Annotated in this window: 12 protein-coding genes; 7 read left to right on the top strand and 5 right to left on the bottom strand. The window is 62.4% G+C overall.

The window, feature by feature from the left end; genetic code table 11:
- Positions 1-37 precede the first annotated feature (37 nt).
- Complete coding sequence (locus tag FJ964_RS25010) at positions 38-400, bottom strand: four helix bundle protein (protein WP_181172615.1); 363 nt, start codon at positions 398-400, stop codon at positions 38-40.
- Between the two features lie 39 nt (positions 401-439).
- Positions 440-1876: a glutamine synthetase family protein gene (locus tag FJ964_RS25005; RefSeq protein ID WP_181172614.1), complete on the bottom strand. Its 1437-nt coding sequence runs from the start codon at positions 1874-1876 to the stop codon at positions 440-442.
- 140 nt (positions 1877-2016) lie between these two features.
- On the opposite strand from FJ964_RS25005, the gene FJ964_RS25000 reads away from it, so the two are divergent.
- A complete protein-coding gene (locus tag FJ964_RS25000; RefSeq protein ID WP_140552861.1) occupies positions 2017-2727 on the top strand; it encodes an HAD family hydrolase in 711 nt (236 codons plus the stop codon).
- Positions 2728-2742: 15 nt separating this feature from the next.
- On the opposite strand, the gene FJ964_RS24995 is transcribed toward FJ964_RS25000, so the two are convergent.
- The 3 genes from FJ964_RS24995 to aceA form a co-directional block, all read right to left on the bottom strand.
- The gene (locus FJ964_RS24995; RefSeq protein ID WP_181172613.1) at positions 2743-3186 is read right to left on the bottom strand and encodes a response regulator; all 444 of its coding nucleotides are present in this window, start codon (positions 3184-3186) and stop codon (positions 2743-2745) included.
- Between the two features lie 240 nt (positions 3187-3426).
- On the bottom strand, positions 3427-3669 hold the full coding sequence (locus FJ964_RS24990) for a hypothetical protein (RefSeq protein ID WP_140498529.1): 243 nt from the start codon (positions 3667-3669) through the stop codon (positions 3427-3429).
- A 52-nt stretch (positions 3670-3721) separates the two neighbouring features.
- Positions 3722-5011: an isocitrate lyase gene (gene aceA / locus FJ964_RS24985; protein WP_140498528.1), complete on the bottom strand. Its 1290-nt coding sequence runs from the start codon at positions 5009-5011 to the stop codon at positions 3722-3724.
- Between the two features lie 235 nt (positions 5012-5246).
- Here aceA and FJ964_RS24980 point away from each other — a divergent pair, with 235 nt between their 5' ends.
- From FJ964_RS24980 to FJ964_RS24955, 6 genes are all read left to right on the top strand, one after another.
- Complete coding sequence (locus FJ964_RS24980; RefSeq protein WP_140552860.1) at positions 5247-6692, top strand: XRE family transcriptional regulator; 1446 nt, start codon at positions 5247-5249, stop codon at positions 6690-6692.
- A gap of 140 nt (positions 6693-6832) precedes the next feature.
- A complete protein-coding gene (locus tag FJ964_RS24975; protein ID WP_140552859.1) occupies positions 6833-7786 on the top strand; it encodes a DMT family transporter in 954 nt (317 codons plus the stop codon).
- Positions 7787-8125: 339 nt separating this feature from the next.
- Complete coding sequence (locus FJ964_RS24970) at positions 8126-9223, top strand: polyamine ABC transporter substrate-binding protein (RefSeq protein WP_140552858.1); 1098 nt, start codon at positions 8126-8128, stop codon at positions 9221-9223.
- 79 nt (positions 9224-9302) lie between these two features.
- A complete protein-coding gene (locus FJ964_RS24965) occupies positions 9303-10445 on the top strand; it encodes an ABC transporter ATP-binding protein (protein ID WP_140552857.1) in 1143 nt (380 codons plus the stop codon).
- 8 nt (positions 10446-10453) lie between these two features.
- Positions 10454-11419: an ABC transporter permease subunit gene (locus FJ964_RS24960; RefSeq protein WP_140552856.1), complete on the top strand. Its 966-nt coding sequence runs from the start codon at positions 10454-10456 to the stop codon at positions 11417-11419.
- On the top strand, positions 11416-12234 hold the full coding sequence (locus FJ964_RS24955; protein WP_140552855.1) for an ABC transporter permease subunit: 819 nt from the start codon (positions 11416-11418) through the stop codon (positions 12232-12234). The genes FJ964_RS24960 and FJ964_RS24955 overlap by 4 nt, the downstream gene beginning before the upstream one ends.
- Positions 12235-12296: the final 62 nt, after the last annotated feature.

Raw genomic sequence — 12296 nt, 5'->3', positions numbered from 1 at the left:
GGAGTAGGGGAGTAGGGGAGTAGGGGAGTAGGTGGGACTATTCAGGCGACAATTTGCGGATCAAAAGCCGTAAGAGCGTCCCCACGCTCTCGCTCCGGGTCATCAATGGTTCGGCTGCTTCATGCGACGTAATTCCGACGCGCTGTGCGATCAGCAGATGGGTCTCGAGTTCCTTGAGAGATCCCTGCGCGATCCTCAGAAACTGCTGATAGGAAGCGCGGCTTTCCCGACCATAGCCCTCGGCGATGTTGGCAGGCACAGAGGTAGCTGCCCGACGCAGCTGTGCTGTCAGCCCATAGAGCTCTTCTTTCGGCCAGGCTTTTGTAGCTTCATAGATTGATACCGCCAACTCCACGGCCCGCTGCCAGACGATCAGATCCTTGTAGGACTCGATCTTCACCATCGACTGTCACCCCTACTGCCCTACTGCCCTATTCCCCTAAACATTCAGCAACAAATACTCCCTCTCCCAAGGACTGATCACTTCCATGAACGTCTCGAATTCCGCCCGCTTGATCGCCGCGTAGGTTGCGGCGAAGGACTTGCCCAAAAGTGCGCAGAGTTCCTCGTCGCCCTCGAACAGGTCGACGGCTTCGAGCAGGCTGCGCGGCAGATCGATCTCGTCGGCATTGGCGGTGGTCAGCACCGGAGGCTCGGCCTTGATCTTGTTGGTGATGCCGATCAGCCCGCATGCGAGCGAAGCGGCCAGTGCCAGGTAGGGATTGGCGTCGGAGGAGGGGATGCGGTTTTCGACGCGCCGCGCCGCCGGATCCGAGCGCGGCACGCGGAATGCCGTCGTGCGGTTGTCGTAGCCCCATTTGTTGTTGACCGGAGCTGAAGCCGCCTGTGTCAGCCGCCGATAGGAATTGACATAGGGCGCAAACATCACCAGCGCGTTCGGCACATGCTTCTGCATGCCGCCGATAAAATGGAAAAAGTCCTCGGTTTCCGAGCCCTCCTCGGCCGAGAAGATGTTCTTGCCCGTCTTCTTGTCGATGACCGACTGATGGATGTGCATGGCGGAGCCCGGCTGACCCTGGATCGGCTTGGCCATGAAGGTGGCGTAGATTTCGTGCTTCAGCGCCGCCTCGCGAATGGTGCGCTTGAACATGAATACCTGGTCGGCGAGTTCGACGGGATCGCCGTGGCGCAAATTGATCTCGAGCTGGCCGGCGCCCTCCTCATGAATGAGCGTGTCGATCTCCAGGCCCTGGCTTTCGGAAAAATGATAGATGTCGTCGATCAATTCGTCGAATTCGTTGACGCCGGCGATCGAATAGCCGGCGCCGCCGCCGATCGCCCGCCCCGAACGGCCGACGGGCGGTGTCAGCGGGTAGTCCGGATCCGGGTTCTTGCGCACCAGATAGAACTCGATCTCGGGTGCCACCACCGGTTTCAGCCCACGCCTGTCATAGGCGGCCAGAACACGCTTCAAGACGTTGCGCGGCGTGAATTCCACCGAGCGGCCATCCTGGTGGACGAGGTCGCAGATGACGGCCGCCGTCGGGTCTTCCTCCCATGGTACCACCGTCAGCGTCGACAGGTCCGGCATGAGCTTGAGGTCGCCGTCGTCCTCCGGATAATGGAAGCCGTTGCCGTCCTCGGGATAGCCGCCTGAAATGGTGGTCATGAACACGGCTGAAGGCAGCGCCAGCGAGGTGTTGGAGGTGAATTTCTTCGACGGCATCATCTTGCCGCGGGCAACGCCGGCCTGGTCAGGCGTAATGCATTCGATGTCTTCGATGCCGCGCCATTCCAGCCATTCGCTGACTTCCTTCCAGTTCTTGACGCCACGCAGGTTTTTCACGAAAGCAGGCGTGCGGGCGCGCCCTCCGCGACTCGACGGACGGACTTCCTTTTTTGCAGGCGGCATCATTCACCAGATTGGGTTGCGGATTTAGGAGTATAGCCGTGCCCCGCGACCGAAGGGAAGGGGAGCCGCCGGATCGGCCGTTGCGGTTGAAAATCGCGGCCGTGAGCTTAGGTTCAGCCTCGTTTACACATTAGAAGGCGTCGATGCAAAAGACCGGCCAACTGACCACCATAGGCTTCGATGCCGACGATACGCTGTGGCAGAACGAACAGTTCTTCCGCATGACCGAGAAGCGGCTTGCCGCCATGCTCGCCGATCACGGCGAAGAAGAACATATCTCGGCACGGCTGCTGGAGGCGGAGAGGCGCAACCTCGCCGTCTACGGTTTCGGCATCAAGGGATTCACGCTGTCGATGATCGAGACGGCGATCGAGGTCACGCAAGCTCGCGTCCCGGCTTCGATCATATCGGAGATCCTCGGCGCCGGCCGCGAGATGCTGAGTCACCCGATCGAGGTCTTGCCGCATGCGCGCGAGACCGTGGAGCGGCTCGCCGGCGCCTTTCGCCTCGTGCTGATCACCAAGGGCGATTTGTTCGACCAGGAGCGCAAGCTGGCCGGGTCCGGCCTCGGGGATCTGTTCGACGCGATCGAGATCGTCAGCGACAAGAACGCGGCTACCTATGCGCGCGTTTTCAGTCGTCATGGCGATGGCCCGGCCAGGAGCATGATGGTCGGCAATTCGCTGAAGTCCGATGTGCTGCCGGCCATCGAGGCCGGCGGCTGGGGAGTTCATGTGCCGCACGAATTGACCTGGGTGCTTGAACATGTCGAAGCGCCCATTGCCGAACCGCGCTTCCGGCAGATCTCCGATCTCGGACAACTGCCCGAACTGATCGAGAGCCTCGCCAGATAGGCTTGCTCGCTGCCTTCAGCGGTTGACCAGCCGATCAATCACCGGCTGCAATCGCTCGGGCGTGATCGGCTTGGCCACCACGGCGTCGACGATGTTTGAAAGGCCCAGGCTCTCCGGCGTGCCGTTCTTGGTTGAAAGCAATACCACCGCAGGGAGCGATTTGCCCGAGGCCCGCCGCAACAGCTCGATGCCGGGCATCAGAGTGTCGCAGTCCCTGTTATCGGCGCCGCCGTCCAGGACAATCACGGCCAGGACCAGCAAGCGCAAGGTCTTCGCCGCCATGTCGGGTGATTCCGAGATCGGCTTGAGCCCGGACCGCTCGACGATCTTGGAAATCACCACCCGATTGATCGGGGACTTGCCGACAACGAGCACCTGCGAGGTCTGACGGATCGTCTCCGTGGCTGAATCCCGGCTCACCAGATTCGGACGTCTCGCGCTTTCGTCGTCACGCTTCACTGGGCACCCAAGTCAGCCAAGAAACTCGTCCCATTTCAATGCAGAGTTGAAATCAGGCGACAATTGGCGTGAGATCGCGGTCCCTGTCAAGCCGAAATAAAAAGCTGGTGGAAAGCATTCCCGCAGCAGTCAATTCAAGCAACAGTACTGTACTGCTCTGTCCATTCCTTGGTTGCATGAAAATAAAATTCACCTGCGCATACACGGCGCAGGTGAGAGGCGGGCCTGGGCGATCTTCGATCAGCCATGGCTTTGCTGCGTGACGATGACCGGGATCAACAGGTCCCCCCAATTGCCGTCGCCGCCATGGTGTCGTGCCGAGCGCACCAGTTCGACCGAGACGCCGGCTTCCACCGCCTTCATCACCGACTGGTTGAGCCGGTGCAGATCGTTGGCCAGCATGCGGATCGTCGCTTGCTGGTCGATGCTCATCGTGGTCGACTGCTCTTCGGCCCGTTCCTTGACGCGGCTTATCGATGCCATTGGTCTTCTCCTTGCTGTATGCCCTTGGGCGTTTGCCGAGATCCCTGGTCTGCTATTCCGCAGCCGGTTTGAACTGGGCGTGCTCGGTCGATTCATGCATGGCCGTGGTCGATGACCGTCCGCCGGTGATCGCCATCGACACGGCATCGAAATAGCCGGTGCCGACCTCGCGCTGGTGCTTGGTCGCGGTGTAGCCGTTGGCCTCCGCCGCGAACTCGGCTTCCTGCAACTCGGAATAGGCTGCCATCTGCCGCTCCTTGTAGCCGCGGGCGAGTTCGAACATGCCGTAGTTGAGCTGGTGGAAACCGGCCAGCGTGATGAACTGGAACTTGTAGCCCATGGCGCCGAGCTCTTTCTGGAACCTGGCGATCGTGGCGTCGTCGAGGTTCTTCTTCCAGTTGAACGAGGGCGAGCAATTATAGGCCAGCAGCTTGCCGGGGTGGTGCCTGTGCACGCCCTCGGCGAACCTCCTCGCCTGCGCCAGGTCGGGCTTCGAGGTTTCGCACCAGATCAGGTCGGCGTGGGGAGCGTAGGCAACGGCGCGCGCGATGCAGGGCTCGATACCGTTCCTCACCTGGTAGAAGCCTTCCACCGTGCGGCCGGCGTCGTAGTCGACGAAAGGCTGGTCGCGCTCGTCGATGTCGGAGGTGAGCAGCTTTGCGGCTTCGGCGTCCGTGCGCGCCACGACCAGGGTGGGCGTGCCCATCACGTCGGCTGCCAGGCGTGCGGCATTGAGATTGCGGATGTGGGCCGCGGTCGGGATCAGCACCTTGCCGCCGAGATGGCCGCACTTCTTTTCCGATGCCAATTGATCCTCGTAATGGACGCCGGCGGCACCTGCCTCGATGAACGCCTTCATGATCTCGAAAGCGTTGAGCGGCCCACCGAAACCGGCTTCGGCATCGGCGACAACAGGTGCGAACCAGGTATCGACCGAAAGCCCCTTGCCTTCGGAGGTCTCGATCTGGTCGGCGCGCTGCAAGGTGCGATTGATGCGCTTGACGAGTTCGGGCGCCGCATTGGCCGGGTAGAGCGACTGGTCCGGATACATGGCCGAGGCGGTGTTGGCGTCGGCGGCGACCTGCCAGCCAGACAGGTAGATCGCCTTCAGCCCGGCGCGCACCTGCTGCATTGCCTGGTTGCCGGACATGGCGCCGAGCGCGTTGACGAAGTCCTCCTCGTGGATGAGCTTCCACAGCCGGTTGGCGCCCATTTCCGCCAGACTCTGGCGGATCTGCACCGAGCCGCGCAGTCGCGTCACATCCTCCGGCGAATAGGGACGTTCGATGCCGTCGAAGCGGCCCTCAGGGGCCGAGGGGACGAGGTTGTAAAAATCAGTCATGCTCTACTCCGGAGGATTGTTTCTCTTTGGCTCGGCGGCATTCCTCGCCGCGTTCGGATGTGACTGAATTTACAGTGCGAGGCGAAATGAGCCAGAGAAATCGAAAAATCGCGCCATCAATAAGGGAAAATCTGTATTGTGTTTGACAGATCGCCGGGGTAAATTTGTAATTGTTGTAAAAGCCTGAACGGAAGCGTAGTGCCGATCGCAATGTAAATTCCTGTCAAGGACGTCCATGGCCGACCAGAAGATATTTGCCGGGCCGCGTATCCGCCGCATCCGCAACGCCAAGGGCCTGACCCAGACGGCAATGGCCGAAGGCCTCGGCATCTCGCCGTCCTATCTCAACCTGATCGAGCGCAACCAGCGGCCGTTGACGGTGCAGTTGATCCTGAAGCTGGCGTCCGCCTACAAGGTCGATCCGCATGAGCTGCAGGGCGAAGCGGGCGGCTCTGTCGCGGCCTTGAGGGAAGTGTTTGCCGATCCGCTGCTGGCTGGCGAACTGCCGGGAGACCAGGAACTGATTGAGCTTGCCGAAGCCGCGCCCAATGCCTCCGCGGCCGTGATAAAACTGTTCCGTGCCTATCGCGAGCAGGCCGAGCGCCTGTCCGACCTCAACGAGCTTCTCGCGCGCGAGGGGCGGGTGACGGCGCTTTCCAGCGCCCGCCTGCCGATCGACGAGGTGCATGAGACCTTCGAGCGTCGGCCGAACCATTTTGCGCATATCGAGGAAGAGGCGGAAGCGTTCACTTCGGTGCTTGACCCCGGCGACGATTTGTCCGCCGCGCTGAAGGCTTGGCTGAAGCGCGAATACGGCATCGTCGTCAAGGTGCTGCCGGTCGCCACCATGCCGAATTGGCGCCGCCGTTACGATCGCCATTCGCAGCGCCTGTTCCTGTCCGAGCGCCTGTCGCCGTTCGACCAATTGCGCGAAATAGCGATGGAGGCATGCCTGATCCGCATGACCGTCGCGATAGCCGGCGAGATCCAGGCGCTCAAGCTGAGCACAGACGAGGCCCGCCGTCTCGCCAGGTTCGAACTCGGGCGCTACGCGGCGCATGCGCTGATGATGCCTTATCAGGCTTTCCACGCGGCGGCCGTTCGTGCCCGCTACGACATCGACGTGCTGCGTTCGCGCTTCGGCGTTTCCTTCGAGCAGGCGGCCAACCGGCTGACCACGCTGCAGCGGCAAGGCGCCTCGGCCGTGCCGTTCTTCATGCTGGAGATCGACAATGCCGGCAATCGCTTCCGCAAAGCCGGCAGCCTGGGCTTTCCGCAAAGCCGCTTCGGTGGCGCTTGTCCCAAGCTTCCCGTGCACGTCGCCTTCAGCCAGCCCGGCCAGATTTTCGTCGAAGCGGTGGAAATGCCCGACGGCGCCGAGTTCCTCTGCATCGCCCGCACGCTGGAAGGGCCGCAAGGCGCGTTCTCCGAGCGGCCGCGCCGCACTGCGCTGCTGCTCGCGTGCGACATCGGCTTTCGCGACGACATCGTCTACGGTGCGGCACTTCCCGGCCCAACGGCCGGAAAAGGCGGAACTGGCGCGGTAGCGGCGACGCCGGTCGGGCCCGCCTGCCGGCTTTGCGAGCGCGTCGGCTGCCTGACGCGCGCCGAGCCGCCGGTGACGCGCCCGCTTGGCCTCGACGAGATGGTGACGGGCCTGAGCGCCTTCGATTTCCAGTAACGCTTCGCAAGGCGGACTTGCCACAATCGCCGGCGGTCTCTGGATCACGCCGGGCCCGCGCCTTTGCGCTACGCGAATAAGGTACGTTTTTGTCGTCCCTTGCGCATTGTGCCGTTCTCAAAACCTCGACAGTCGTACCCATGACCGACACCGCATCATCGCCGATCGCTCGTTCATCGACCGTCCCGCAGCGGGAGGAGCGCATCGGCTTCCTGCTCGTGTTCCTGTCGGCATTGATGTGGAGTTTCGGCGGCACGATCGCCCGCTTCATCACCGCCGGCGACAGCTGGACGGTGGTGTTCTGGCGTTCCGTATGGGCGGCGGCCTTCCTGCTCTGCTTCATGGTCTGGCGTGACGGCTGGCGCGGCATGCTGAGGTCGTTTCGCGGCATGGGCGCGCCCGGCCTTGCCGTGGGGTTCTGCTTCGCCACCGCATCGACCTCTTTCGTCGTGGCGCTTGCCTACACCACCGTCGCCAACATCCTGTTGATGCAGGCCGGCGTGCCGCTGCTTGCGGCGCTGTTTGCCTGGGCGCTCTTTCGCGAAAGAGTGGCGGTCGCGACCTGGCTGGCGATTGCCGCCGTCATCGCGGGCGTCGCCATCATGGTGTCGGAATCGCTCGATGGCGCCGTTTCGCCCATAGGCGACGGGCTGGCGCTGCTGATCGCCGTCATGTTCTCGATCGCCACCGTCATCACACGGCGCTTCTCCAGCGTGCGCATGACGCCGGCGACCTGCCTCGGCACGATCCTGGCGGCGGGCTTTGCCGCCTCGCAGGCTTCGGCCTTCGCCGTATCGGGGAGCGACATGGGTTTTCTCTTCGTATTCGGCGTGGTCAATCTCGGCCTCGGCCACGCTTTCTTCGCCACCGGCGCGCGGCTGATCCCGGCCGCCGTCGCCGCGCTGCTGGGCACCTTTGAACCGATCCTCGGGCCGATATGGGTGTGGCTGATCCATTCCGAGGTGCCGTCGGGCCGCACCATCGTCGGCGGCGCCGTGGTGGTCACGGCGCTGCTCGTCCATATCGGACTGGAGTTCAAGCGGCAGACGCGGCCAGTCAGGGCAGGGGTCACCGGCGTGCCGTCGCCGAATTGATGCGGCGCCCTAGCTTTGCCATTGACAAGTTCGCTGCCACGCGGGCAGGCTGGGACCACGGCAACAACAAGACAGGCTTATCTTGCCAAGTCTCCCCGGCGACCCGATCGAGACCGGATCACATTCCAGTATTTCTGCCTGCGCGGCGGCGAAAGCTTCTGACGATGCGGCGACTCCTTCCAGCCCAGGACAGTGGCGCGCGAGCATCGCTTGCGACAGCCGGCGGCGCGGCAATTGGCGCTTGTCGCCTCCTGGAAAGCTCAATAGTCTGAAGCAAATGTCCGGCCGCGCGGATACCGCGACGCGCCGGCGATGGAACACTCACCAAAGGAGAATAGCATGATCCGCAAAGCGCTCTGGCTTTCGGCGACTTCGGCATTTCTGGCGCTCTTTACGCTCGGCGGCCACGCCGAGGACCGCGTCGTCAATGTCTTCAACTGGTCGGACTATATCGACCCCACGGTCATCGATGATTTCACCAAGCAGACCGGCATCAAGGTGGTCTACGACACGTTCGATTCCAATGAGATCCTGGAAACCAAATTGCTTGCCGGCGGCAGCGGCTATGACGTCGTCGTGCCGAGCGGCAATTTCCTTGCCCGCCAGATCCAGGCCGGCGTGTTCCAGAAGCTCGACAAGTCGAAACTGCCGAACCTCTCCAACATGTGGGACACGGTTTCGGAACGGACCGCGAAATACGATCCCGGCAACGAATATTCAATCAATTACATGTGGGGCACGGTCGGCCTCGGCTACAACGTCAAGAAGGTGCAGGCAGCGCTCGGCACCGACAAGATCGACAGCTGGGACGTGTTCTTCAATCCGGAAAAGCTGGCCAAGCTGAAGGATTGCGGCGTCTATGTCCTGGATTCGCCGACCGACATCTTCCCGACTGCCTTCAAATATCTCGGCATCGATCCTGAGACCACGTCGCCGGACGATTTTGCCAAGGCCGAGGAATTGATGATGAAGATCAGGCCCTACATCAGGAAGTTCCATTCCTCCGAATACATCAACGCTCTGGCCAATGGCGATATCTGCCTGGCGGTTGGGTGGTCGGGCGACGTGTTCCAGGCGCGCAACCGCGCCGAGGAGGCCAAGCAGGGCGTCGAGATCGGCTACGCCGTGCCGAAGGAAGGCGCCGAAATGTGGTTCGACCAGATGGCAATCCCTGCCGATGCGCCGCATGTCGCCGAGGCGCATGAGTTCCTGAACTACATGATGAAGCCGGAGGTGATCGCCAAATCGTCGAACGCCGTGCTCTATGCCAACGGCAACAAGGCTTCCCAGCAATTCGTCGACAAGGCGCTTCTGGACGATCCGGCTGTCTACCCGGACGCCGCGACCTTGCAGAAGCTCTTTACGATCTCGCCCTACGATCCCAAGACCCAGCGCGTCATCACGCGCACCTGGACCAAAATCGTCACCGGTCAGTAGCTAGTCCAAGGAGGCCCGGCAGCCACCCTGCCGGGTCTCCTTGCTTCGATGGGGCAAAGCAGCAGGACGGAGTGGGCACATGAAATCGCTTGGCAGCATCCGCAGGGATTTCGCGCCTTGGAACGATCCGAACGCCAAGCCATACATCCAGTTCGATAACGTCTCCAAGAAGTTCGGCGACTTCACCGCCGTCAACAATCTCTCGCTGACCATATTCGAGCGCGAGTTCTTCGCCCTGCTCGGCGCCTCCGGTTGCGGAAAATCGACGCTGCTAAGGATGCTCGCCGGCTTCGAGGAGCCGACATCAGGCCGCATCCTTCTCGACGGCCAGGATCTGCGCGGCATCCCGCCTTATCGCCGGCCGGTCAACATGATGTTCCAGTCCTATGCCTTGTTTCCGCATATGACGGTGGAGAACAACATCGCCTTTGGCCTCAAGCAGGAAGGCATGGCCAAGCCGGACGTCGAAAAGCGCGTCGCCGAGATGCTCAAGCTGGTCAAGCTCGAGCAGTTCGCCAAGCGCAAGCCGCACCAGCTCTCCGGCGGCCAGCGCCAGCGTGTCGCGCTCGCCCGTTCGGTCGCCAAGCGGCCTAAGGTGCTGCTGCTCGACGAGCCGCTCGGCGCGCTCGACAAGAAGCTGCGCGAGGAGACGCAGTTCGAACTGATGGATCTTCAGCAGGAACTCGGCCTCACCTTCGTCGTCGTCACCCACGACCAGGAAGAGGCCATGACCATGGCCGACCGCATCGCCATCATGGACAAGGGCGAGGTCATGCAGGTCGCGACCCCGGCGGAAGTCTACGAGGCCCCGGCGTCGCGCTTCGTCGCGCATTTCGTCGGCAACGTGAACATGTTCGAGGGCAAGGTTGCCGAACGGACGGACAAGACGGCGCGCATCACCGGGGCGACCGGCGCCCAGATCCTCGTCGAGAATGCCGGCAACGCCGCCGCCGCGGGCGCCGATATCGTCTTCGCGATCAGGCCGGAGAAGATCAAGGTGTCGTCCAAGAAGCCGGCCGACGGCGTCAATGCGCTGGAGGGCGAGGTCTACGACATCGCGTATCTCGGCGACATGACCGTCTACCACGTCCGGCTGGACGACGGGCAGCTCGTGCGGGCAAGCGCCCTGAACGCGGCGCGCATCACCGAAGACCCGCTGACCTGGAACGACCGCGCCTGGGTCTCTTTTCGGCCGGATGCCGGCGTCGTGCTGACGCGGTAGGGGGTGACATGTCCGACATCGCCGCCACCGACGCCGCCCTACCGGCCGCGGCCAAACCGTTGCTGGCGCGGCTGGGCGCCGGCTTCGTCAACCGTATCGTCATTTTCATTCCCTATCTCTGGCTGCTGTTTTTCTTTCTCGTCCCCTTCATCATCGTCTTCAAGATCTCGTTGTCGCAGACGGCGATTGCCATGCCGCCCTATACGCCGGTGCTCGATTTCAGCGACGGCGTCTCCGGCTTCTTCGCGGGCTTCCGCGACCTCAACTTCGACAACTATGCCTGGCTGACGCAGGACGCGCTCTATTTCAACGCCTATGTCACCAGCCTGATCATCGCGGCGATCTCGACCGTGCTGACGCTGATCGTCGGCTATCCCATAGCCTACGGCATGGCCCGCGCGCCGGCGACGATCCGGCCGACCTTGCTGATGCTGGTCATCCTGCCGTTCTGGACCTCGTTCCTGATCCGGGTCTATGCCTGGATCGGCATCCTGAAGCCCGAGGGGCTGCTCAACCAGTTGCTCCTGTCGCTGCACCTGATCAACCAGCCGCTGGTCATCCTCAACACCTATACGGCGATTTTCATCGGCATCGTCTACTCCTACCTGCCGTTCATGGTGCTGCCGCTCTATTCGTCGCTGGAAAAAATGGATTATTCGCTGATCGAGGCGGCCAAGGACCTTGGTTGTCCGCCGACCAGCGCGTTCTGGAAGATCACGTTCCCGCTGTCATTGCCCGGCGTCATCGCCGGATGCCTGCTGGTGTTCATTCCGGCGGTCGGCGAATTCGTCATTCCCGATCTGCTTGGCGGGTCGCAGACGCTGATGATCGGCAAGACGTTGTGGAACGAGTTCTTCGCCAATCGCGACTGGCCGGTCTCTTCCGCCGTCGCCGTCATCCTGCTGCTGTTGCTGACGGTTCCGATCATGATCTTCCAGCAGGCCCAGGCGAAGGCGCAGGAGCAGGACAAATGAACACCACCTGGAGCCGCTTCAACATCACCTCGATCGTGCTCGGTTTCGCCTTCCTCTATCTGCCGATCGTGCTGCTCATCGTGTTCTCCTTCAATGAATCCAAGCTGGTCACCGTCTGGGGCGGCTTTTCGACCAAATGGTACGTGTCGCTGTTCCACAATCAGGGCCTCATGGATGCCACCTGGGTGACGGCGCGCGTCGGCGTCATTTCGGCCACGGCGGCGACCGTGCTCGGCACGCTGGCGGCGCTGACGCTGACACGCTACACGCGTTTCCGGGGCAGGGTGCTGTTCTCCGGCATGGTGTTCGCGCCTTTGGTCATGCCCGAAGTCATCACCGGCCTGTCGCTGCTGCTGCTCTTCGTCGCTGTCGGCCTGGACCGGGGCTTCCTCACCGTCACACTCGCCCATACCACCTTGACGATGTGCTTCGTCGCCGTCGTCGTGCAGTCGCGCCTGGTATCCTTCGACCGCTCGCTGGAGGAGGCGGCGATGGATCTCGGCGCGCCGCCGGTCAAGACATTCTTCCAGATCACGCTGCCCGTCATCCTGCCCGCGATCGTGTCGGGATGGATGCTTGCCTTCACGCTCTCGCTCGACGACCTGGTCATCGCCAGCTTCACCTCGGGGCCGGGCGCGACCACGCTGCCGATGAAGATCTACAGCCAGGTTCGTCTCGGCGTGACGCCGGAGATCAACGCCGCCTGCACCATTCTGATCGCGGTCGTGGCGGTTGGCGTCATCGTCGCTTCCCTTGCCAACAAGCGTCGCGAGGTCCAGCGCCAACGCGACGAACAGGCCGCGCAACGCGGCTGAGCATGATCCCGAAAAGTGGGCGCCGGTTTTCGGGCGAGATCATGCCCGAACAGGCTGGGCAT

The sequence above is a fragment of the Mesorhizobium sp. B2-3-2 genome (assembly GCF_006442295.1).
Taxonomy (GTDB): domain Bacteria; phylum Pseudomonadota; class Alphaproteobacteria; order Rhizobiales; family Rhizobiaceae; genus Mesorhizobium.
This window is presented reverse-complemented; position numbering and strand designations above follow the sequence as displayed.